Annotated in this window: 22 protein-coding genes; 5 read left to right on the top strand and 17 right to left on the bottom strand. The window is 69.2% G+C overall.

Annotated elements, in window-relative coordinates; genetic code table 11:
• Positions 1-11: 11 nt before the first annotated feature.
• From AC3WVS_RS12780 to AC3WVS_RS12750, 7 genes are all read right to left on the bottom strand, one after another.
• A complete protein-coding gene (locus AC3WVS_RS12780) occupies positions 12-281 on the bottom strand; it encodes an HPr family phosphocarrier protein (protein WP_010814838.1) in 270 nt (89 codons plus the stop codon).
• On the bottom strand, positions 250-705 hold the full coding sequence (locus AC3WVS_RS12775; protein ID WP_013955422.1) for a PTS sugar transporter subunit IIA: 456 nt from the start codon (positions 703-705) through the stop codon (positions 250-252). The genes AC3WVS_RS12780 and AC3WVS_RS12775 overlap by 32 nt, the downstream gene beginning before the upstream one ends.
• 67 nt (positions 706-772) lie before the next feature.
• On the bottom strand, positions 773-1,741 hold the full coding sequence (gshB, locus tag AC3WVS_RS12770) for a glutathione synthase (RefSeq protein ID WP_492318923.1): 969 nt from the start codon (positions 1,739-1,741) through the stop codon (positions 773-775).
• A gap of 9 nt (positions 1,742-1,750) precedes the next feature.
• Complete coding sequence (gene gshA / locus AC3WVS_RS12765) at positions 1,751-3,046, bottom strand: glutamate--cysteine ligase (RefSeq protein ID WP_492318922.1); 1,296 nt, start codon at positions 3,044-3,046, stop codon at positions 1,751-1,753.
• A 549-nt stretch (positions 3,047-3,595) separates the two neighbouring features.
• Positions 3,596-5,155, bottom strand: coding sequence for an ammonium transporter (amt, locus tag AC3WVS_RS12760; RefSeq protein WP_492318921.1), 1,560 nt, complete (start codon positions 5,153-5,155; stop codon positions 3,596-3,598).
• Positions 5,156-5,187: 32 nt separating this feature from the next.
• On the bottom strand, positions 5,188-5,526 hold the full coding sequence (locus tag AC3WVS_RS12755) for a P-II family nitrogen regulator (RefSeq protein ID WP_010814843.1): 339 nt from the start codon (positions 5,524-5,526) through the stop codon (positions 5,188-5,190).
• Positions 5,527-5,578: 52 nt separating this feature from the next.
• Positions 5,579-6,376, bottom strand: a complete 798-nt coding sequence (locus AC3WVS_RS12750) for a TorF family putative porin (protein WP_492318920.1) — start codon at positions 6,374-6,376, stop codon at positions 5,579-5,581.
• A 385-nt stretch (positions 6,377-6,761) separates the two neighbouring features.
• On the opposite strand from AC3WVS_RS12750, the gene AC3WVS_RS12745 reads away from it, so the two are divergent.
• Positions 6,762-7,040 (top strand): accessory factor UbiK family protein, encoded by a 279-nt coding sequence (locus AC3WVS_RS12745; RefSeq protein WP_010814845.1) that lies wholly within the window; start codon positions 6,762-6,764, stop codon positions 7,038-7,040.
• An 80-nt stretch (positions 7,041-7,120) separates the two neighbouring features.
• A complete protein-coding gene (locus AC3WVS_RS12740; protein ID WP_492318919.1) occupies positions 7,121-8,665 on the top strand; it encodes a YifB family Mg chelatase-like AAA ATPase in 1,545 nt (514 codons plus the stop codon).
• A gap of 4 nt (positions 8,666-8,669) precedes the next feature.
• Here AC3WVS_RS12740 and AC3WVS_RS12735 read toward each other — a convergent pair whose 3' ends face one another.
• The 8 genes from AC3WVS_RS12735 to ptsP form a co-directional block, all read right to left on the bottom strand.
• Positions 8,670-8,912, bottom strand: a complete 243-nt coding sequence (locus tag AC3WVS_RS12735; protein WP_492318918.1) for a phosphoglucose isomerase-related protein — start codon at positions 8,910-8,912, stop codon at positions 8,670-8,672.
• Positions 8,855-9,226, bottom strand: a complete 372-nt coding sequence (locus tag AC3WVS_RS12730) for a hypothetical protein (RefSeq protein ID WP_492318917.1) — start codon at positions 9,224-9,226, stop codon at positions 8,855-8,857. The genes AC3WVS_RS12735 and AC3WVS_RS12730 overlap by 58 nt, the downstream gene beginning before the upstream one ends.
• Positions 9,226-10,713, bottom strand: coding sequence for a glucose-6-phosphate dehydrogenase (gene zwf, locus AC3WVS_RS12725; RefSeq protein ID WP_492318916.1), 1,488 nt, complete (start codon positions 10,711-10,713; stop codon positions 9,226-9,228). The genes AC3WVS_RS12730 and zwf overlap by 1 nt, the downstream gene beginning before the upstream one ends.
• A gap of 58 nt (positions 10,714-10,771) precedes the next feature.
• Positions 10,772-11,803 (bottom strand): SIS domain-containing protein, encoded by a 1,032-nt coding sequence (locus AC3WVS_RS12720; protein WP_492319067.1) that lies wholly within the window; start codon positions 11,801-11,803, stop codon positions 10,772-10,774.
• Positions 11,796-12,899, bottom strand: coding sequence for an N-acetylglucosamine-6-phosphate deacetylase (gene nagA, locus AC3WVS_RS12715; RefSeq protein WP_492318915.1), 1,104 nt, complete (start codon positions 12,897-12,899; stop codon positions 11,796-11,798). Before nagA ends, AC3WVS_RS12720 begins: the two co-directional genes overlap by 8 nt.
• Positions 12,900-12,941: 42 nt before the next feature.
• Complete coding sequence (locus AC3WVS_RS12710; protein ID WP_492318914.1) at positions 12,942-14,006, bottom strand: porin; 1,065 nt, start codon at positions 14,004-14,006, stop codon at positions 12,942-12,944.
• 118 nt (positions 14,007-14,124) lie between these two features.
• Complete coding sequence (gene nagE, locus AC3WVS_RS12705) at positions 14,125-15,828, bottom strand: N-acetylglucosamine-specific PTS transporter subunit IIBC (protein WP_492319066.1); 1,704 nt, start codon at positions 15,826-15,828, stop codon at positions 14,125-14,127.
• Between the two features lie 63 nt (positions 15,829-15,891).
• Positions 15,892-18,444: a phosphoenolpyruvate--protein phosphotransferase gene (gene ptsP, locus AC3WVS_RS12700; RefSeq protein WP_492318913.1), complete on the bottom strand. Its 2,553-nt coding sequence runs from the start codon at positions 18,442-18,444 to the stop codon at positions 15,892-15,894.
• 396 nt (positions 18,445-18,840) lie between these two features.
• On the opposite strand from ptsP, the gene AC3WVS_RS12695 reads away from it, so the two are divergent.
• Complete coding sequence (locus AC3WVS_RS12695) at positions 18,841-19,563, top strand: GntR family transcriptional regulator (protein ID WP_492318912.1); 723 nt, start codon at positions 18,841-18,843, stop codon at positions 19,561-19,563.
• A gap of 239 nt (positions 19,564-19,802) precedes the next feature.
• On the opposite strand, the gene AC3WVS_RS12690 is transcribed toward AC3WVS_RS12695, so the two are convergent.
• Together AC3WVS_RS12690 and AC3WVS_RS12685 are read right to left on the bottom strand one after the other, a co-directional pair.
• Positions 19,803-20,450 carry a LysE family transporter gene (locus AC3WVS_RS12690; RefSeq protein WP_492318911.1) on the bottom strand — a complete coding sequence of 216 codons (648 nt, stop codon included), beginning with the start codon at positions 20,448-20,450 and terminating at the stop codon, positions 19,803-19,805.
• 83 nt (positions 20,451-20,533) lie between these two features.
• Positions 20,534-21,136, bottom strand: coding sequence for a hypothetical protein (locus AC3WVS_RS12685; protein ID WP_010814855.1), 603 nt, complete (start codon positions 21,134-21,136; stop codon positions 20,534-20,536).
• A gap of 147 nt (positions 21,137-21,283) precedes the next feature.
• On the opposite strand from AC3WVS_RS12685, the gene AC3WVS_RS12680 reads away from it, so the two are divergent.
• Positions 21,284-21,790 carry a SoxW family protein gene (locus AC3WVS_RS12680; protein WP_492318910.1) on the top strand — a complete coding sequence of 169 codons (507 nt, stop codon included), beginning with the start codon at positions 21,284-21,286 and terminating at the stop codon, positions 21,788-21,790.
• A gap of 111 nt (positions 21,791-21,901) precedes the next feature.
• Entirely contained in the window at positions 21,902-22,438 is a 537-nt protein-coding gene (locus tag AC3WVS_RS12675) for a TlpA disulfide reductase family protein (RefSeq protein WP_492318909.1), read from the top strand.
• Positions 22,439-22,484 lie beyond the last annotated feature (46 nt).

The following is a 22,484-nucleotide window of genomic DNA, read 5'->3' as shown; positions in this document are numbered from 1 at the left end:
GGCCGCCGGCCTCACTCTCCCTCACCAAAGCGGTTGGCGATCAGCGCCAGCAGCGCGTCCATCGCCTCCTGCTCGTCGGGGCCGTCGGTCTCGAGGGTCACCGTGGAGCCGATCCCGGCGGCCAGCATCATGACACCCATGATGCTCTTGGCGTCGACCTGGCGACCATTGCGGGACATCTTGACCTGGCTGACAAAGTTGCCGGCGAGCTGGGTCAGCTTGGCGGACGCGCGCGCATGCAGGCCGAGCTTATTGATGATGGTGGTGTCCCTCTGCAGCATATTTGTCGGGATGGTTTGCGGTTTGGTTCTGGACAGTCGTGGTGCCGACCTGCAGCACCCCCTGCGAGCCGCCGGCCAGGGCCTTGGTGGCAAGCTGGTCGAGCTTTTCGCCGCGGTAGCAGATCGCGCGCACGAGCATGGGAAGGTTGACGCCGGCCAGCACGCGCACGCGGCCCGGCTCGGCCAGGCGTGCGGCGATATTGGCGGGGGTGGCGCCGAAGATATCGGTGAGGACCAGCGCGCCGTTGTCTTCGCAGATGGCCGCCAGCCGGCGCCTGGCCTCGGCCAGCACGACGGCGGGGTCGGCATCGGGAAGGACGTCGATGGCTTCCAGCCGCTGCGGCTGGCCGCAGTAGACGTGGGCGGCGCAATCGCGCAGCGCCGAAGCCAGCGGGGTGTGCGCAATGATCAGAATGCCTGCCATGATGGTGAATCCGTTGGATTGCCCCGATTGTAGCAGGCGCCCCCCGCGCTCCCGCTGCCGGCCAGGCTCAGCGCCCGGCCGCGTCCACGGCGTGCTCCAGCGCGTCGATGAACATCGCCGCGACATGGAAGCCGGTTTGCTGGGTGATCTCCTGGAAACAGGTCGGACTCGTCACATTGACCTCGGTCAGGTAGTCGCCGATGACGTCCAGGCCCACCAGCAGCAGGCCCTGCTCCCACAGCCCCGGCGCCAGTGCCTCGGCGATCTCGCGGTCGCGCGGGCTCAGTTCCTGCGCGCGGCCGGTGCCACCGGCAGCCAGGTTGCCGCGCACCTCGCCGGCCATCGGCACGCGCGCCAGCGAATATGGCACCGGCACGCCGCCGATCAGCAGGATGCGCTTGTCGCCGTCCTTGATCGCCGGGATATAGCGCTGCACCATCAGCGTGCGGGCGCCGTCGTGGCCCAGCGTCTCGACGATCGCGGCCAGGTTCATGCCGTCCGCGCCGACGCGGAACACACCCATGCCGCCCATGCCGTCCAGCGGCTTGACGATGATGTCGCGATGCTCGGCGTGGAAGTCGCGGATGCGTGCCAGGTCGCGCGTGACCAGGGTCGGCGTGATGTATTCCGGATACTGGGCAATGGCCAGCTTCTCGGAATGGTCGCGGATCGCGCGCGGCTTGTTGAACACGCGCGCGCCCTGCGTCTCGGCCAGCTCCAGCAGCCAGGTGCTGGTGACGTACTCCATGTCGAAGGGCGGGTCCTTGCGCATCAGCACCGCGTCGAAGGCCGACAGCGGCTCCAGCGCGCTGTTGCCCTCGCGGTACCAGGCGCTGTGGTCGGCGTCGCTGGTCTCGCCGGTCAGGTGCAGGCGCGTGGCCACGGTCTCGACGGTGCGGCCGGACAGCGCCAGCTGCGGCTGCAGGCACCAGTACAACTCGTGGCCGCGCGCGGCGGCCTCGGTCATCATGGCGTAGGTGGAGTCCTTGTATGTCTTGAAGGTCTCCAGCGGATCGGTGATGAAGAGGATGCGCATGGCGGCGGCTCAGATAATCGGGTTCGGGTCGGTCTTCTCGAGTTCCAGCGACGCCGCCAGCAGTGCCAGCCGGGCCACCACGCCATACATGTAGAAGCGGTTCGGCACGGCGGCGCCAGGCTTGGCGTGGCTGTCCGGGATGCCGTTGGGCGCAAACGCCAGCGGCACGAAATGCATGCCCGGCGCGTTCAGGTTCTCGTCGTTGCCGCGGCCCGTGTGCACGCGGTAGAAGCCGCCGACCACGTAGCGGTCGATCATGTACACCACCGGCTCGGCCACCGCTTCATTGACCTTCTCGAAGGTGTGCACGCCTTCCTGGATGATGACGTCGCTGACCTCAAGGCCTTCCTTGACGACGCTCATCTTGTTGCGCTCCTTCCGGTTCAGGCCCTTGACCTCGGACGGGTCGCGCACGGTCATGATGCCCATGCCGTAGGTGCCGGCATCGGCCTTGACCACCACGTACGGGGTCTCCTTGATGCCGTACTCGCGGTACTTCTTGGCCACCTTCTTGAGCACGCCCTCGACCGCGTCGGCGAGTTCTTCCTCGCCCACGCGCTCATGGAAGTCCACGCCGGAGCAGCGGGCGAAGTACGGGTTGACCATCCACTGGTCGATGTCGATCAGCTTGGCGAACTTCTTGGCAACCTCGTCATAGGCGGCAAAGTGGCTGCTCTTGCGGCGGGTGGACCAGCCGGCGTGCAGCGGCGGCAGCAGGTACTGCTCGTTGATGTTTTCCAGGATCGGCGGGATCCCGGCCGACAGGTCGTTGTTCAGCAGGATCGAACAGGGGTCGAAGTCCTTCAGCCCGAGCCGGCGGCCCTTGGTGCCCAGGCGCGCGAGCGGCTCGACCACCAGGGTCTGGCCGTCGGGCAGCTCGATCGGGGTCGGTTCGGTGATTTCCTCGGAGAGCGAGCCCAGGCGCACGTTCAAGCCCGCCTGGCGCATGATCAGCGACAGCCGCGCCACGTTCTGCAGGTAGAACATGTTGCGGGTATGCCGCTCGGGGATCAGCAGCAGGTTCTTGGCGTCCGGGCAGATCTTCTCGATCGCCGCCATCGCCGCCTGCACCGCCAGCGGCAGCATTTCCGGGGCCAGGTTGTTGAAGCCGCCCGGGAACAGGTTGGTGTCGACCGGCGCCAGCTTGAAGCCGGCGTTGCGCAGGTCCACCGAGCAATAGAACGGAGGGGTATGCTCCTGCCATTCCAGCCTGAACCAGCGCTCGATGGACGGCGTGGCGTCCAGGATCTTCTTTTCCAGTTCGAGCAGCGGACCGTTCAGCGCGGTGATGAGATGCGGGACCATATCCATCCTATAAATCGTCGTCTTAATCGTTCGCCCCGATTGTAGAGGAACGGCCAACCAGGCGCTGGCACCCCTTTATAAGGATATGCATGGCCGGGCCTAAGGGATAACGATATGGGGATGGGCGGCGCGAAATAAAGAGCCGGCCGCACAGGCAAAAAAAAGCGCGGCGATGCCGCGCTCTTAAATGGCCTGACAGATACGGGGAGCGTTCTGCAGGTGGAGGAAACTGCCTCACTGGCAATGTATGTGCCCCGCACATTAAAGACAATTGAAGCTTTTTAAGATCGGAGTTAAGCACTTTGCGAAAAACCCGCGCGGGGCGCGGGGGGATCGCCTGCCAGCCCTTGCCGGCACTCGGCTGGCGGGTTTTGCGAGGAACCACGGAAGTCCTCCAGGAGCATTCGCGACACGCGTGGTTCGGCGCGGCTGAGCGGCAAATGTCTGCAATCTCAGGCAATGCCGGAAAGAAAAAAGCCCGGCACGCGGCCGGGCGAAAACTCCTGAGAGAAGATTCCCAATCAGCTCTCCAGCACAACACTTTTGCGGTCAGACTTCATACGCGGTCTCGCCGTGCGAGGTGATATCCAGGCCCTCGCGTTCTTCGTCTTCCGGCACCCGCAGGCCGATCAGCATGTCCACCAGCTTGTAGGCCACGAAGGCGACCACGCCGGACCACACCACGGTGGTCAGCACGCCTTCGAACTGGATCCAGAGCTGGCCGGCGATCGAGTAGTCGTCCGCCACCTTGTTGGCCACGTAGTCGTAGATGCCCGTGCCGCCGAGGCTGGGCGCGGCAAACACGCCGGTCAGCAGCGCACCCACGATGCCGCCCACGCCGTGCACGCCGAACACATCCAGCGAGTCGTCCATGCCCAGCATGCGCTTCAGGCCGGTCACGCCCCACAGGCACAGCAGGCCGGCGATCAGGCCCATCACGATCGAGCCCATCGGGCCGACAAAGCCGGCCGCCGGGGTGATCGCCACCAGGCCGGCCACCGCACCCGAGGCACCGCCCAGCATCGACGGCTTGCCCTTGCCGATCCACTCGCCGAAGGTCCACGCCAGTACGGCGGCGCAGGTGGCCAGCAGCGTGTTGACGAAGGCCAGCGCGGCCGAGCCGTTGGCTTCCAGCGCCGAGCCGGCGTTGAAGCCGAACCAGCCGAACCACAGCAGCGAGGCACCCACCATGGTGAAGGTCAGGCTGTGCGGACGGATCGCCTCACGGCCGAAGCCGATGCGCTTGCCGAACATATAGGCGCCGACCAGGCCGGCCACGGCCGCGTTGATGTGCACCACGGTGCCACCAGCGAAGTCGAGCGCGCCCTTCTGGAACAGCCAGCCCGACTTGGCGGTCGCGGCGGCGCCGGCAGCAGCGTCGGTGTAGGCGTCAGGACCCGGCCAGAACCAGACCATGTGGGCCATCGGGATGTAGGAGAAGGTGAACCACAGCACCACGAACACCAGCACGGCCGAGAACTTGGCGCGTTCGGCGAAGGCGCCGATGATCAGGCCGCAGGTGATGCAGGCGAAGGCGCACTGGAAGGCGAAGTAGCCCAGTTCCGGCACCACCACGCCCTTGCTGAAGGTGGCAGCCACGGCCTCGACCGTCAGCCCCTTCATGAAGAGCCGGTCGGTGCCGCCGAAGAAGGCGTTGCCCTCGGTGAAGGCAAAGCTGTAGCCGTAGATCGCCCACAGCAGCGCCACCAGCGAGAAGATCACCAGGCACTGCATCAGCACCGACAGCATGTTCTTGGAGCGCACCAGGCCGCCGTAGAACAGCGCCAGGCCAGGCAGCGTCATCAGGATCACGAAGGCGGTCGAGACCAGCAGCCAGGCGGTGTCGCCCTTGTTGGGCACCGGTGCGGCCGGCGCGGCGGCAGCTTCCGCGGGGGCGGCGGCCGGTGCTGCCGCGGCAGGCGCAGCGGCAGCAGCCGGCGCCGACGCTTCGGCAGCGGCTGCGGCGGGGGCGGCGGAGGCGGCCGGGGCAGATGCCTCGGCGGCCGGCTTGTCCTGTGCGGCGGCCGGCGTGGAGATGCCCACGCCCGCCGTGCCGATGGCCAGCGCCATCGCGCCGGCCGTCAGGAATCGCTTGAACCAGGTTTTCATGTGCTTAACCTCTTGTGATGTGCTGTCTCGGGTCACAGGGCATCGCCGCCGGTCTCGCCGGTGCGGATGCGGATGACCTGCTCGATCGGTGCCACGAAGATCTTGCCGTCGCCGATCTTGCCGGTGCGGGCCGATTTCTCGACCGCCTCGATGGCGCGCTCGACCACGTCGTCGGGCACCGCCACCTCGATCTTCACCTTGGGCAGGAAGTCGACGATGTATTCGGCGCCGCGGTACAGCTCGGTGTGGCCCTTCTGGCGGCCGAAGCCTTTCACTTCGGTCACGGTAATGCCGGACACGCCCACGTCCGACAGCGCTTCGCGCACTTCGTCGAGCTTGAACGGCTTGATGACTGCGATGATGAGTTTCATCCGATTTCTCCTCGGGGCAGGCCGGCGCTGCCCGCCCGGCCTGCGGCAATGATTAGAAAGTCTTGGTGATCGAGGCCCAGGCCGTGGCCTTGCCCAGGTAGCGGCCGCGGTTGGCGCTGGTGTAGGCCACTTCCTTGGCGTTGGTATCGACATAGGCAACCGCCAGCGCGAAGCCCTTGCCCAGGTCCTTGGTCAGGCCGATCTTCCAGTCGGTGTACGAGGCGTCGCTGTTATGCTTGACGCCCTGGTAGCCGACGTGCGCGTTCAGCGTCAGGTCCCAGAAATTCAGCGGGACATTGGCGCTCAGATCGACGTAGTAGCTGTTCTTGCTGTCGGCCCAGCCAAACAGGTTGGTGACCGAGTGCGAGTACTTGAGCATGACCGGGCCCCAGCCGATGCCGGCGTACAGTTCCGTGGTGTAGGGGCGCGGGTTGTTGTAGCCGCCCGGGTAGTAGTACTCGAGCACGCCCAGGTCATAGTTGAACTCGGTGCCGGCGACCTTGAAGGTGTTCTTGAAGCCGCCGTAGAAATCCATTTCGACCGGGGCCGAGACCGCCGGGTTGGCATCCTCGAGCCAGCTGATGCTGGAGTTCCAGTTGCCCACATAGAAGCCGCTTTCGTGGGCGTAGTCAAAGCCACCCTGGATGGCCGGGCGCAGGTTGGTCTGGCTGATGCCGCGATAGCGGTAGTCCGAGACCAGCGACACGTTGGCCGTGAACGTATGCGGCGATGCCGGCTCGGCAGCGGCGGCGGCCGGTGCCGGGGCCGCCGCTTCCGTGCTTTGCGCGTAGGCGGTGGCGGCGGCACTGGTCAGGACAACCGCGCTGACTGCAAGGGCCAACTTCTTCATGGGTTTCTTCTCCTTATTCCTGAGGCTCGGATTTCGTTTATTGGATTTCGGTGATTCAATGAGGCAGGCGCACCTACTACTGCAACTGCCATGCCAGCTCCCCGGAAATCTGCGGTCCATGGCGGCCGTGATGGCGTGCCGTGACCAAAGCCAGACTTGAATCTGCCCTGCAGCGAAGCCAGATCGGGTTAAAAGGTGTGAACGCCGATGCGCGGGAGCTTTCGCCCACGTGCCTCACGGGCGATAATTGAGTCCTGACGGTGGCTGCGTGCGCGACACCCAGGCTGCGCGCCCGCAATCGGGGCGCCCAATTCCTGTGCGAAAGCGCGCTAAACGCCAGATGCCCACCCGGATTGGCACCAGTTAGGTGCGCAAAGGAGAAACCATGAAACCGACCGATCTCTTCAACGACCTGCAGAACAAGGTCAGCGAGGCGCTGCGCAACTCGCCGGCAAGGGACATCGAAAAGAACGTGCGCAGCATGATGACCCAGGGCTTTGCCAAGCTGGACCTGGTCACGCGCGAGGAATTCGACGTCCAGTCGCAGGTGCTGGCCCGCACCCGCGCCCGCCTGGAGGAACTGGAGGGCCGCGTGGCGGAGCTTGAGCGCCGCGCCGGCATCACGCCCGGCGCTGGCTCGGTGGACTCGACCGGGGGCGCGTGAGCACGCCGGTCCTGCCCGATCCAACCCGCCGCTTGAAGGCCGCCACTCCTGGCGGCCTTTTTCGTTAACAGTTCGATGACATGAGCCTTGCCGTCCTACGCAGCCGGGCACTGACCGGCATCGCCGCGCCGCCGGTGCGGGTCGAGACCCACCTCGCCAACGGCCTGCCGGCATTCACCATCGTCGGCCTGGCCGACACCGGCGTGCGCGAAAGCCGCGAGCGCGTGCGCGCCGCCATCCTCAACAGCGGTTACGAGTTCCCCAACCGCCGCATCACCGTCAACCTGGCCCCGGCCGACCTGCCCAAGGAATCCGGCCGCTTCGACCTGGCCATCGCGCTGGGCATCCTGGCCGCCAGCGGCCAGATTCCGTCCGAGGCACTGGATGCGCATGAGTTCGCCGCCGAGCTGTCCCTGTCCGGCGAACTGCGCCCCGTGCGCGGCGCGCTGGCCATGGCCATGGGCCTGGCGCGCGACAACGCCGCCCGCGCCGCCGCCGGCGAGTCGCCGCGCGCCTTCCTGGTGGCCGCAGGCAATGGCGCCGAAGCCGCGCTGATCGAGGACCTGGCGGTGCATGCCGCGGCCACGCTGCGCCAGGCCTGCGACCACCTCTGCCCCGTGCCGGAGGCACGGCTGCCCCGCGCCATGCCGGCGTTGCTGCCCGCCACCACGGACCGCGGCCCCGACATGCGCGACGTGCGCGGCCAGGCCCAGGCGCGCCGGGCCATGGAAGTGGCCGCCGCCGGTCAGCACTCCGCCCTGCTGGTGGGCCCGCCGGGCACCGGCAAGTCGATGCTGGCGCAGCGCCTGCCGGGGCTGCTGCCGCCGATGACGCTGCACGAAGCACTGGAGTCCGCCGCGGTCATGAGCCTGACGCCGGGCGGCTTCCGCACCGCGCTATGGGGCCAGCGCCCGTTCCGGTCGCCGCACCACACGGCATCCGGGCCGGCCATGGTCGGCGGCGGCGGCAACCCGCGCCCGGGCGAGATCTCGCTGGCGCACCACGGCGTGCTGTTCCTGGACGAGCTGCCCGAATTCGACCGCAGGGTGCTGGAAGTCCTGCGCGAGCCGCTGGAATCCGGCCGCATCACCATCGCCCGCGCCGCCGGCCACGCCGACTTCCCCGCCTGCTTCCAGTTCGTCGCGGCGATGAACCCCTGCCCGTGCGGCTACCTCGGCCATCCCGACCGCCCCTGCCGCTGCACGCCCGACCAGGTGCGGCGCTACCAGTCCCGCATCTCCGGCCCGATGCTCGACCGCATCGACCTGCAGGTGGAAGTCCCCGCGCAGGACCAGGGCGAGATGCTCGACGGCCCGCCCGGCGAACCCAGCGCCATGGTGCGCACCCGCGTGCTGGCCGCGCGCGAGCGCCAGCTGGCCCGGCAGGGCAAGCCCAACAATGAACTCGGCGGACGCGAGATCGAACAGCACTGCACGATGGAACCGCAGGCGCAGGCGCTGCTGCGCGGCGCGATGACGCGGCTGGCGTGGTCGGCGCGTTCGTACTACCGCGTGCTGAAGGTGGCCCGCACCATCGCGGACCTGGAAGGTGCCGAGGTGCTGACCGCCGCGCATGTGGGCGAGGCGATCCAGTACCGGCGGGCGTTGCGGATGGCGGGCGGTTGAATGCTTAACCTAAAAGCGATGCCAGCGTCGCAGCCCCCACCGGATCCATCTCCTTGGGCACCTCGCGCCACGCCAGGCACCCCTGCATGCCCGACGCGATCGCCTTGCCCAGTTCCACACCCCACTGGTCATAGGCATGGATGCCCCAGATCGCGGCCTGCACGAAGACCTTGTGCTCGTACAGCGCGATCAGCGCGCCCAGCGATGCGGCGTCGAGCGTGTCGAGCCAGAGCAGGCTGACCGGCACGTTGCCGGGGAAGGTGCGATGCGGCGCGAGCCGCTCGGCTTCCTGCGGCGGCAGGCCGAATGCCGCCAGCGCGGCCAGCGTTTCATCGTGGGCGCGTCCTCGATGCCCGCGTCTTGCGCCAGGGCCAGGGCCAGCAGCGCTTCATGGACAGCGCGGTTGATGCGTTGCCGTGTGAAGTCCAGTTCGATGCCGGCAGCCGACAAGCGCGCGTAGTCGCCACGGCCCGGCTCGTGCACCAGTTCACGCAGATGCGGCAGCGGCTGCGCGGCCAGCGCGCCAAGAGCCCGCCATGCAGGGCATTCGGTCAGCCGCATCACGCCTCCTCCGACCACTGCACGCCTTCGCGCGCCATGAACGCCGACGATGCCGCCGGGCCCCAGGTGCCGGCGGTATAGGGGCGCGGACCTTGGTCCTGCTGGCGCCACGCTTCCAGGATCGGGTCGACCCAGGTCCAGGCGGCCTGCAGTTCGTCGCGCCGCACGAACAGCGCCAGCCGGCCGCGGATCACGTCGAGCAGCAGGCGCTCGTAGGCTTCGGCGCGCCGGGTGGTGAAGGCCGAGTCCAGGTTCAGCGCCAGGCTCAGCGGTTTCAGCTTCATGCCCTCGCCCGGCTGCTTGACCATCAGCGTCAGCCGCACCGATTCCTCCGGCTGCAGCCGGATCACCATGCGGTTGGGCTGCAGCGTGCTGCCGGCATCGAAGATCGAATGCGGCACCTCGGCGAAGTTGATCACCACCTCGGTCACGCGCTCCTGCATGCGCTTGCCGGTGCGCAGGTAGAACGGCACCTTGTTCCAGCGCCACGTGCCCAGCTCGGCGCGCATCGCGACGAAGGTCTCGGTGCGGCTGTCGGGCGGAATGCCTTGTTCCTGCAGGTAGCCGCGCACCAGCTCGCCGGCGATGGCGCCCGCGGTGTACTGGCCGCGCACGGTATTGCGGCGCACGCCCTCGGGCGACATCGGCCGCAGCGAGCGCAGCACCTTGAGCTTTTCATCGCGCACCGCATCGGAGGTGAGCGATGCCGGCGGCTCCATCGCCAGGATGCTGACCAGCTGCAGCAGGTGGTTCTGCACCATGTCGCGCATGGCGCCGGCCTCGTCGTAGAAGCCGCCGCGCGTGCCCACGCCCACGGTCTCGGCCACGGTGATCTGCACGCTGCGCACGAACGGCGTGCGCCACAGCGGCTCGAAGATCGAATTGCCGAAGCGCAGCGCCATCAGGTTCTGCACCGTTTCCTTGCCCAGGTAGTGGTCGATCCGGTAGGTGCGGTCCTCGCTGAAGTAGCGGCTGACCACCTCGCCGATGCCGATGGCCGAGGCCAGGTCCACGCCCAGCGGTTTTTCCAGCACCAGCCGCGTGTCGTTGGCGATCAGGCCATGGCTGGCAAGGTTGTCGCACGTGGCCGCGAACAAGCCGGGCGGCATCGCCATGTAGTAGATGCGCAGCGCGTCCTGGCGCAGCTGCGCGGCCAGCGCCGGATAGTCCCCGGACTGCGAGGCGTCAACGTGCACGAAATCCAGCCGCTGCAGGAAGGTCTGCCATTTGGCCGGCTCGAGATAGCGCGCTTCGACAAAGGGTTGCGCGCTTTCGTCGGCAAAATTGACAAAGGCCTCGCGGTCCCAGCGGTGCCGGCCCACGCCGATGATGCGGGTGCCGTCGGGCAGGTTGCCGTCGCGGTGGCACATGTATAGCGATGGCAGCAGCTTGCGCGCCGACAGGTCGCCGGCGCCGCCGAAGATGACGAGGTCCAGCGGCCGCGCGTCGGCAGTGCCGGAAGAAGAGGCGGTTCGGGTGGTTTGCATGACGGACTCCTTGCTTGCCGGGGCGGCGTGGGGCGGTATTGGGGCGGTATTGGCCAGCTCAGCGCGTCTCGGTCACCTTGCGCAGGTACTGCGGCTGGTCGGGATTGCGGCCGCGCGCCAGCGCCAGCGCCTGCGCCGCGACATAGAAGCTCTGGATGGCGCAGACCGGATCGAGCAGCGGATGGCCGGCCGGCACCAGCGGCAATTCCAGGGGCAGCTCCGCATCAACCGTGCCAGGAGGCGCCGCCAGCAGCACGCGCGCGCCACGCTTGCGCATCTCGGCGGCCAGCGCCAGCAGCCCGGCCTGTTCCGGTCCGCGCGGCGCGAACACCAGCAGCGGGTAGCCGTCGCCGATGATTTCCATCGGACCGTGCCGCACTTCGGCGCCGGAGAAAGCCTCGGCCTGGATGCCGGAGGTCTCCTTGAGCTTGAGCGCCGCTTCCTGTGCGATCGCCAGGCCCGCGCCGCGGCCCAGCACGATCATGCGCTCGACGTCGCGCAGCGCGGGCACCAGCGCCGACCAGTCCTGCGCGGCCGCTTGCGCCAGCGCGGCCGGCAAGCCTGCGCAGGCATCGACCAGCTCGCGCTCGCCGCTGCGCGCGGCCTCGAGATGCCCCACCAGCAGCGCCGACATCGACAGCATGGCGATATAGCTCTTGGTCGCGGCCACGCTCTGCTCGGGGCCGGCAAGCAGCGGCAGTTCATGCGCGCACGCCTGCGCCAGCGGCGAATCCGGGGCGTTGACCAGCGCCACGGTGGCGGCGCCGCCGTCGCGCAGCGCCTGCATGGTCTCGACCAGGTCGGGGCTGCGGCCCGACTGCGAGAATGCAACCGCCAGCTGCCCGGCCACGCGCAGCGCGCTGTCGTGCAGCGTCACCGTCGACATCGGCAGCGAAGCCACCGGCACGCCCAGGCGACGCGTGACCAGCGTGGCGAAGTAGCTGGCGGCATGGTCCGAGCTGCCGCGCGCCACGGTCAGCGCCGCGGGCCAGGCCTGCGCGGCGAGTTGCGCAGCGAGCGCGGCCACGCGCGGCGCCTGCGCCAGCTGCGCAGCCACCACGGCCGGCGCGCTCAGCGCCTCTTCAAGCATTCTCGACACAGCATTCTCCTTCGACATAAACGGTGCGCACCGAGAGCGCGCGGTCCAGCACGACCACGTCGGCCCAGCAGCCCTGTGCCAGCAGGCCGCGGTCGGACATGCCCAGGTACTGGGCCGGATACAGCGACACGCGCCGCGACGCATCGGCCAGATCCAGCCCGATCGAAACGAAGTTGCGCAGCGCCTGGTCCATGGTCAGCACGCTGCCGGCCAGGGTGCCGTCGGCCAGGCGCACGCTGCCGTGGACCTTGTAGACGGTCTGGCTGCCCAGGTGGTACACGCCGTCCGGCATGCCCGCGGCGGCGGTGGCGTCAGTCACCGCATACAGCCGCGGGATCGCGCGCAGCGCGGCGCGGATGGCGCCGGGGTGTACGTGCAGCAGGTCGGGAATCAGCTCGGCAAACTCGGCATGCGCCAGCGCTGCCGCCACCACGCCCGGCGCGCGGTGCTGCAGCGGGGTCATCGCGTTGAACAGATGGGTGAAGCCGCTGGCGCCGGCGTCCAGCGCGGCCACCGCGTCTTCATAGGTGCCCAGCGTGTGGCCCAGCTGCACGCGCACGCCGCGCGCGGCCAGCAGGCGGATGATGTCCAGATGCCCCGGCAGTTCGGGCGCCAGCGTCACCACCTTCAGCGGCGCGGCGCCCAGGTACTGCTCCAGTTCTTCGGGCGTGGCAGTGGCCGAGGTATCCGGCTGCGCGCCCAGCTTGCCGGGATTGATATACGGCCCTTCCAGGTGCACGCCCAGCATGCGCGCCGCGCCGGGCGGGCGCTGCGCGCAGGCCCGGTTCAGCGCCTGCAGTGCCGGCAGCAGCACGTCGCGCGGCGAGGTCATGGTGCCGCCCAGCAGGCTGGTGGTGCCAAAGCGCACATGCGCGCGCAGGATCACCGGCACCGCGGCCTCGCCATCCATGAAGTCCTTGCCGCCGCCGCCGTGGTTGAGCAGGTCGACAAACCCCGGCAGCACGTACGGGGCATCGTTGTGCTCAGGCGTGGCGGGCACGCCCTCGATGCGCGCGATGCGTCCGTCCGGGCCGGCATGGATCTCTCCGAAGATCCAGCCGGCCGGCGTCAGGATGTTTCCTTTCATGGCAATGCTCTCCAATACATTGGAATCACCGGCCAGCCGCCGTCAGAACAGGTGGATGATGCCGGCATAGGCGCCCTGCTGGTTCGCCCCGGCGCGCGGCATGGTGTCCGGCGACGCCTCCACCGAAAAGGTGGCATTGCGCGAGTTGAACACCGACGCCACCGTGCCATACAGCGAGGTGCGCTTCGACAAGTCATACTTTGCGCCCAGTGTGACAAGCGTGCCATGCCCGCCGCTCTTGTTCAGGGTGGCGTAGTAGACGCCGGACAGCAGCGTCAGCGCCGGCAGCAGGCGGTAGTTGGCGCCGACCCATGCCATCTGGCTGCGCGTGGCGGCGTAGGGGTTCTCCGGCGTGGCCACGGTACCGCCCGAGGACACGGTCAGGTTGTAGCCGGCGAACAGGCGCAGGTTGTTCAGCGCATAGCTGCTGCCGAGCGTGTACTGGCGCGAATTGCCATACAGGTTGTCCATGCGGCCCTGCGCGTCGCGCAGTTCCTCGTAGATGCCGGTCAGGTTCAGGTTGCCCTGCGCGTACTTGACGGCCGCGCTCAGCTGCTTGCCGCTGTTGAAGCTGCCCGCCACGCCGTCGCTGCCGGCCTGCGCGCGCAGGCTCAGCCCGCCCCACACCGGCGAGTTGTAGGTCACGGCATTGGCGCGCGAGCCCCAGTTGCGGCCATAGACCAGCGTGGCGACCGAACTGGCCTGCAGGCCCATCGGGTCGATCGCGCCGCTCTCGTCGTCGGTCAGGCTCATGGCCCGGCCCAGCAGCAGCGCGCCCCAGTTGTTGCTGGCCAGGCCCACCTGCGCGCGCCGGTTGAACAGCGGATCGGAGCGCCCGGTGCCGGAGGTGATCATGCCCTCCAGGTTGAACACCCCGCGCAGGCCGCCGCCAAGATCCTCGGCGCCGCGCATGCCCCAGAAGCTGACGCCGTACTGGTTGCTGCCGAAGCGAAAGGTGTCCACGTCGCCGCCCGGGCGGGCGATGCCGCTGACATAGTCGAGGCCGGCCACGGCGCGGCCGTACAAGGTGATGCCGGTGCCGGCGGACTGGGCGCAGGCGCCCCCGGCCGACGCTGCGAGCAGCGCCGTCAGTGCAATGCGTTTCACGATCAATGACTCCTGGATAGGCAGACGGTATCCACCGGCGCGGCTGTCGTCGCGGCCGTCGTTGTTGTGGCCGATGGGAAAGGTCGACCGCAGCCGCGCACGGCTGCGGCGGCGGGGGTCAGGTGGGCATGGCTTGCAGGGCGCGCTCGAAGGCGGCCGCGTGTCCGTCGGCGGCATGGCCGAAGGCGATGTGGGCGGTGTCATCGCCGATCCACATCAGCTGGCTGCCGGCAAGGTGGTCGGCACGCACCCGGGCGCGCTCGCGCACCACCACGCGCAGCCGCGTCAGTGCCACCACGCCGACCGAGGCGATATTGGCGGCGCCGCCCAGTGCATCGATCCACCAGGCGGGATCGAAGGCGCCGGCAGCCGGCACGGGCGCCTGGGTTGCAGCGGCGGGCGCAGCAGCCACCACGGCCGTGGCCTGCGGCGCCTGCTGCAGCACCGCGCGGATATCACCGGCAACCTGCTCGGCCTGCGGCCCGATCACCACCTGCACCACATTGGGCGGGCGCTTGAGCACGCCGCGCACGCCCAGCGCCTTGAGCCGCGGCTCTGACACCGCGCTGATATCGGCCACATTCAGCCGCAGACGCGTGGTGCAGGCATCGACCACGACCAGGTTGGCAAGGCCGCCCAGCGCTTCGACATACTGTTGCGCCACGCTGCCCGCGGCCGGCTGCGCGCCACCGTCGACGGCCATCACGGGCACCACTTCATCGCGGCCCGGCGTCAGCAAGTTGAAGCGGCGGATGAAGAAGCGGAACAGCCCGTAATAGACCAGCGCATAGGCCAGCCCCAGCGGAATCGCCAGCCAGCCGCGGCTGGACAGCCCGTAGCCCAGCACATAGTCGATCGCGCCCGCCGAGAAGGTGAAGCCCAGCCGGATATCGAGCGCATGGCACAGCGCCATCGACAGCCCGGTCATCAGCGCATGCAGGCCGTACAGCACCGGCGCCAGGAACATGAAGCTGAACTCGATCGGCTCGGTGATGCCGGTCAGGAACGAGGTCAGCGCCATCGAGAACAGCATGCCGCCCACCAGCGCGCGCCGCGCCGGCGGCGTCTCGTGGTACATCGCCAGGCAGGCGGCGGGCAGGCCGAACATCATCACCGGGAAAAAGCCGGTCATGAACAGGCCCGCGCCGGGGTCGCCGGCAAAGTAGCGGTGCAGGTCGCCCGATACCGCCGCCCCCGTGGCCGGATCGGCGTAGCTGCCGAACACGAACCACGCCAGCGTGTTGATCAGGTGGTGCAGCCCGGTCACCAGCAGCAGCCGGTTCAGCAGCCCGAACACAAAGGCGCCGGCCGAACCCGCCGTGGTCAGCCACGCGCCGGCCGCGTTGATGCCGGCCTGCACCGGCGCCCACGCATAGGCCAGCACGATGCCCAGCAGCAGGCAGCACAGCGCGGTGACGATGGGCACGAAGCGCTTGCCGGCGAAGAAGCCCAGATGGGGTGGCAGCGCGACGTTGCGATAGCGGTTGTAGAGCCCGCCCGCCACCGCTCCGGCGACGATGCCGGCCAGCACGCCCATGTCGAGCGACTTGTCGATGGTCTTCATCACCGTGGTTAGCACCAGGTAGCCGATGGTGCCGGCCAGCGCCGCCGCGCCGTTGTTGTCGCGCGCAAAGCCCACCGCCACGCCGATCGCGAACAGCAGGGCCAGGTTGGCAAAGACCGCATTGCCGGCCTCGGCCATCAGCTTGATGTCGAATACGTCGGGCTGGCCCAGGCGCAGCAGCAGGCCGGCCACCGGCAGCACCGCAATCGGCAGCATCAGCGTGGCGCCCAGGCGTTGCACCCTGGGCAGCAGGTCCATCTTCATTGGCGTTCTCCGAATCTGTGCGCGCGTGGCGCGTATTGGGTTGTGGTCGACCGGCGCTTATGCCGGCCAGTAGCGGCGGCACGCGTCGCGCACCGCTGCGGCCGACGGCAGCCGCAGCAGTTCGCCTGCGCGCTGCCGGCAATCGGCATGCGAGAGCGCGCGCACGCGCGCCTTGACGCCCGGCACCAGCCCGGCGTCGACGGAAAGCTCGGTCACGCCCAGCCCGACCAGCACCGGCACGGCCAGCGGGTCGCCCGCCAGCGCGCCGCACACGCCTACCCAGCGCCCGTGGCGCGCGGCGCCCTCGGTGGTGGCGGCGATCATGCGCAGCACCGCGGGATGCAGGCCATCCATGCGCGCCGCCAGTTCCGGCTGGCAGCGGTCCATGGCCAGGGTGTACTGGGTCAGGTCGTTGGTGCCGATCGAGAAGAAATCGGCGTGCTCCGCCAGCTGATCGGCCAGCAGCGCGGCGGACGGGACTTCGATCATCACGCCGACCTCGATCTCGGGATCGGCGCCGGCTTCGGCCGCCAGCGCACGGATGCGTTCGCGCCAGGCCAGCAGTTCGCCGACCTCGCTGACCATCGGCAGCAGGATGCGCAGCGGCGCGCTCGCGCGCACGGCCAGCAGGCCGCGCAGCTGGTCGTCCAGCAGTTGCGGGCGCACCTGTGCCAGGCGCACGCCGCGCAGGCCCAGGGCGGGGTTGTCTTCGGCAGGCAGGTGCAGCCAGGCGGCGTCCTTGTCGGCGCCGATATCAAGCGTGCGCACGATCGCGCTGCGGCCCTGCAGGGCATCGGCAATCGCCTGGCAACTGGCGGTATGGTCCGCCGCCGCGGGGGCTGCGTCGCCGTGCAGGAACAGCAGTTCGGTGCGCAGCAAGCCGACCGCATCGGCACCATGCGCCACGGCATTGCGGGCGTCGTCGAGGCTGCCGATATTCGCGGCCACCTCGACAGGCACGCCGTCGCGGGTACTGGCGGCGGCGTGCGCGGCGCGCAGGTCGGCCTCGTGCTGCTGCGTGCGCAGCCTGACGGCGCTGGCGGCGGCGGCCAGCAAATGCGCATCGGGGCAGGCGTGCAGGCGGGCGCTGTCGCCGTCGGCGATGACCGGCGTGCCGTCCTGCAGGCGCTCCAGCGCGCTGCCCAGCGCCACCAGGCAAGGGATGCCGAGCTGGCGCGCGATGATGGCCGCGTGCGAGGTCGGGCCGCCGCGCGCCATCACCAGTGCGGCAACCCGGGTGCGGTCCAGTCCGGTCAGGTCGGAGGGCGTGAATTCCCCGGCGGCCAGCACGATGACATCGCCGTCGGCGGCCGGTGCGGGCAGCTGGACCGGGACACTGCCCGCCGGGGCCAGCGCACGCAGCACGCGCTTGCCCAGATCCAGCAGGTCGGCGGCACGTTCGGCCATGCGGCGGTCGGCCATCGCGCAAAGCATGGCGGCTTCGGCCCGGGTGGCCTCGCGCCAGGCAAAGCCCGCGCTCTTGCCGGCGGCGATCATGGTCTCGGCCGCGGCCTGCAGGGCCGGGTCTTCCAGCAGCGCGCGATGCATGGCGAAGATGCCGGCCTCGGCGCCGGCGCGGCGCGCGGCGGCGGCTTCGCTCTCATGGGCCAGCTGGGCGTCGATGGCCGCCAGCGCGGCGCGCAGGGTCTCGCGCTCGGCAGCAATGCCCTGGCCGGCCTCGGCCGGCTCCGGCGTGGTCTCGCGCCACCAGTGCAGCGTGCCGATCGCGATGCCGGGGGCGGCGGCCACGCCGGGGATGCCACCCGCCGGCAGGTCGGCGCCCGGGCCGGGCTGCGCCACCGATGCGGCCACCGTGGGTACGGGTTCTTCTTCGCCCACGCCGGCGCGTTGCAGTTCGTACGCGACCGCATCGAGCGCGGCGCCGGCATCGCGCCCGGTCGCGACCAGCTCGACCGTGGCGCCCTCGCCGGCGGCCAGGCCCAGCAGCGCCACCAGGCTGGCCAGGCTCGCCTGCCGGCCGCCGTAGTGCAATGCGACGGTGGCGTCCAGGCCGCGCGCGGCTTCGCGCGCCCGTGCCGCGGGCCGGGCGTGCAGGCCGCCCGGGCAGGCCAGCGTGACCGAGCGCCGCTGTTCGGCCGCGGTCGCGTGGTCTTCCCGCGCAGGCGCCGCAGCATTCGCGGCACGCACCTGCAGCAGCACCGTGCGGCCTGCCTCGGCCTGCGCCGCGTCGGTCCTGGCGGCGACCGTGAAGGCATCGCCATTGGCGATCGCCATCACCGTCACCAGGCTCGGCGCCTGCTGCGCGACGCGGTCGACATCGAAACGGATCAGCGCATCGCCCTGGCGCACGGCAGCGCCCTGCGCCACGCAAGGCGCAAAGCCTTCGCCGCGCAGCGACACCGTATCGATGCCGACATGCAGCAGCACCTGCGCCCCGCACGGGGCCTGCAGCGTCAGGGCGTGGCCGGTAGCAGCCAGGTGGACGATGGTGCCGTCGCAAGGCGCCACGAGCGTGTCGCTCAGGGGGTCGATGGCCAGGCCGTCGCCGAACATGCCGTCGGCAAAAACCGGGTCCGGCACCGCCGCGAGGGGAAGCAGCACTCCGCTCACCGGAGCCCGCAGCAACAGGGTTTCGCTCGTCTCAGCCATCTTGCTTCCAGAAATCGCGGCAGCCGGCGCGGGAATGCGGCGGCGCCAGGGTCAGGGGAAAGATAGACGGCCACCGACAATAAAAATACCAGTGAAAACCACTACAACGATATTGTATCTAAGTGGCATCTTTATTGAGGTGAGGCAAAGCAGCGCTTGCACGGCCCGCACATTTGGCAGATTCATCACACAATCCTTGAAGACGGCCAGGATTTCCCTCAACCCCGGCAGCGCTTTCCGCCAGCATAATCAGTGAAACCTTTTTAATACCAATTGACGACAAGCGAGGCTGTGGCGCCTTCGTCACCCAAGCGGCGCAAGTCCATCCACATCGACTTGACATGTCCTAAAGTGGTATCATCATCCCCCACATTCTGGTACCTACGAGGATTCGCAATGGATCAACGGCTGCAGGCCCTCAAGCCAGACGAAGCGGAGGCGACGCCGATCTACCTGCAAGTGGCGCGCAGGCTGGCTGCGGCCATCCAGGCCGGCCAATGGCGGGTGGGCGACGCGCTGCCGTCCGAGCGCACGCTGGTGGATTCACTGGGGATTTCACGCGTCACGGCCCGGCGCGCGCTGCAGATGCTGGCAGAGGAAGGCGCGATCACGCGCAGCCGCGGCGCGGGCACCTTTATCGCGCCGCGCCCTGAGCAGAAGGCGGCGCGGCTGGACAACTTCAGCGAGCTGGCGCGCCGGCGCGGCATGACGCCGGCCAGCGAGCTGGTGGCGTTCGAACGCCGCCGCGCCACGACGCAGGAGGCCGCGGCGCTGGCACTGCCGGAAGGCGAAGAGATCGTCAGGCTGACCCGGCTGCGCAAGGCCGACGGCCAGACCTTCTGGATGGACGTGACCACGCTGGCGCTGGCGGTTCTGCCGGACGCCAGCGCCATCGGCGAATCACTCTATGCCTACCTGGAGCGGATCGGCCAGCCAGTGCTGCGCGTGACCGAGAAGCTGCGCGCGATCGTCGCCAGCGAGGAACTGGCCACGCGCCTGAATATCGCGCCGGGGGAGCCGCTGCTGCATATCCTGCGCACCGGCTATACCCATGGCGACAAGCCGGTCGAACTGACCGACGCCTACTGCCTGAACGACTTCTACGAGCTCAAGCAGTAGCGGCCGGCCACAGGCGGCTCGACCGGGGATGGGGTCGGGTCTTCCTCTGGCGGCAACGGCAAGTTCGGAGGCACGCCCGGCGGCGCGGGCTCTTCGTCCGGGGGCACGGTATGGCGCGGCTGCAAGCGCGCACCGGCGTAGGGGTTCAGCGAGGCGGGCATGCGGAGTCTCCGTGACCGGGGTACCTCCTCATTGAAGCAAACCCGGCCAGTGCGCGCCAGTGTTGATCGAGGCCCCGTTCAGGCGTGCTGCCGGCGCACGAAGAACAGCGCCGCGCCCACCGCCATCAGCACGCTGCCGAAAAATCGGTTCTGCCAGCGCACCGCGCGCGCATTGCGGAACAGCCCCTGCATACGCGAAGCCAGCAGCGCATAGCCATGCATCACCACCAGGTCCACGCAGCACATGGTGGCCGCCAGGATCGCCAGCTGCAGCGCCAGCGGCCGGTTGGGATCGATGAACTGCGGCAGCACCGCGACCATGAAGATGATGCCCTTGGGGTTGGTCACATTGGTCAGCAGGCCGGCGGCAAAGCGCCGGCGCCGGCTCATCACCGCCACGCGCGCGGGGGCGGCGCTGCCACCCTGGTCCGCCCCGCTCTCCACCTGCGCGCGCCATTGCTGCACGCCGAGGTAGATCAGGTACAGCGCGCCAATCGTCTTGACCACCATGAAGGCCTGCTCCGAGGCCAGCAGCAGCGCGCCCAGGCCGCCGCCCGCCACCAGCAGCACGATCACCAGCCCGGCCTGCAGGCCGAAGATGGTGGTAGTGGTCCTGCGCAGCCCGTACGAGAGCCCATGGCTCATCGACAGCACCGCGCCCGACCCTGGCGACACGGCGATCACCCAGCACGCGGCGAAATAAGCCAACCAGACTTCCCAACGCATTCCAACTCTCCTTTGACGACTACCATGCCGGGGCCACGATCCCGCAGCCACGGCACAAACAATGTTTCCTGCGGCGCGGCGCGTCAGAACGGGTGGAAGCCGCCCAGGAACTGCTCCACCTGCTCGGCCTGGCGCGCGTCGCGCGCGGCATCGCCCGATTCCAGCACCACCGCCTGGTACGCGCGCGTACCCACGGCCACCAGGCGCGCCGTCAGCCGGCGCGGCGACTGGTCCTGCGGCGACACCCCGCTCGCCTGCACTTCCACGCCGGCAAGCGGGCGGCCCGGACGGTCTGCACTCATCACGGTGACGGGCCGCGCGCGCGGCTCGCCCGAGGGCGTGCCAAGGTTGGCCAGCAGGCCGGCCTGCATCGCCGCGAGCGCCTCGCGCCGCAGCGCTTCGTCATCGGCGGGCAGCGTCACCACGCCCACGGCGAACAGCGTGTCGTCGACGCGCGCGGCTTCCATCGTCATCGGCAGCTTGCGCCCGGCAATGGTCACATCGCGCGCGGCGCTGGTGGGCTTGCCCGGATAGAGCGCGGCATAGGCGCCCTCGCCGGACTGGATGGTGCGCCAGTCATAGCGCGGCGAACAGGCGCACAGGGCAAATGCCAGCACAGCGGCACAGCACAGCAGCGGCCGGCGGACAGCGGCAGGAAAGCTCGGCGGGGGCGGCACAAGACGCATCGGGAATCCATGGGGGGACGGCGCGGACAGGCTGCGGGCGGCGCTGGCGGGCGCCATCGCCTGCGGGCGGAAACCGGTATTATCCCGAAAGCGGCGCGCCAGTGCTTGCCGCGCCGCTCCCGCTGCCCCACTGCCCCGGTTTCCACCATGCCTGCCGCCCGCATCGCCCGCCACGCCTTTGCCATCACCAGCTTGCGCTGGGTGGCCGCGAGCGCGTTGCTGGCAGCCGCGACCGGCATGCCCGCCGCCGCCAGCCCCGCCCACCTGCCGCCGGCCACCGACCTGGGCGCCCACGGCACCGAGGCCGCGCGCCGCGGCGAGCCGCTGGTGGTGCTGGTGTCGATGCCGGGCTGCAGCTATTGCGATGCGGTGCGCCGCAACTACCTGGGCCCGCAGGCCGCCGCCGGCGAAATTGCCGTGCGCGAGCTCGACATGACCGCCGACACCCCGCTGCGCGATGCCGACGGCAGCCTGACCACCGCGCGCGCGTGGGCCCGCGCGCACCAGGTGCGGGTGGCGCCCACGGTGCTGTTCCTGGACCGCCAGGGCCGCGCCGCCGCCGGCCCGCTGCGCGGCATGCAGCCGGATTTCTACGGCGCCTACCTGGAACAGGCGCTGGACCAGGCACGCGCCGCCATCGCCACCCGGCGCTGAACCGGTTGGGGCGCTTGCGGCAGATTGCCGCAGCCCGGCCCCGCGCAGCGCGCGAACGCCCGCGGCATTAGAATGTCCCATTGCTGACCGAACCTGCCTGACCCGGATTCCATGACCACTGCTGCCCCTGCCACCAAAACCTCCCGCAAGCCCTGGCCCATCGCCGTGGCCGTGGTCGTGCTCGCGCTGCTGGGCTGGTTCGGCTACCGCGCGCTGTCGCCGGCCAATACGGCCCCGGCGGCCACCTTCACGCTGCTGTCGGGCGAGAAGGTCAGCACCGCCGACCTCAAGGGCAAGGTCTACATGATCAATTTCTGGGCCACCAGCTGCGCCACCTGCGTCAAGGAAATGCCGGACATGGTCCGCACCTATGAGCAGTTCAAGGGCAAGGGGCTGGAATTCGTCGCCGTGGCGATGAACTACGACCCGCCCATGTATGTGATGAACTACGCCAAGACGCGCGGCCTGCCGTTCAAGGTGGCGATGGATTCCGACGGCAGCGCGGCCAAGGCCTTCGGCAATGTGCAGCTGACGCCGACCACCTTCGTGGTCGACAAGGACGGCCGCATCCTGAAGCGCTATGTGGGCGAGCCCGAGTGGGATGCGCTGCACAAGCTGCTGGATGGCGCGCTGGCAAAGTCCGCGTAACGTTCCCGGCGGCAACCGCAGCAAAAAGGTGCTCATCGAGCACCTT

Source organism: Cupriavidus sp. CPT47-8839-RL05A (assembly GCF_058792255.1).
Note: the sequence above shows the minus strand (reverse complement) of the source record. Positions and strands in the feature narration are given on the sequence as shown.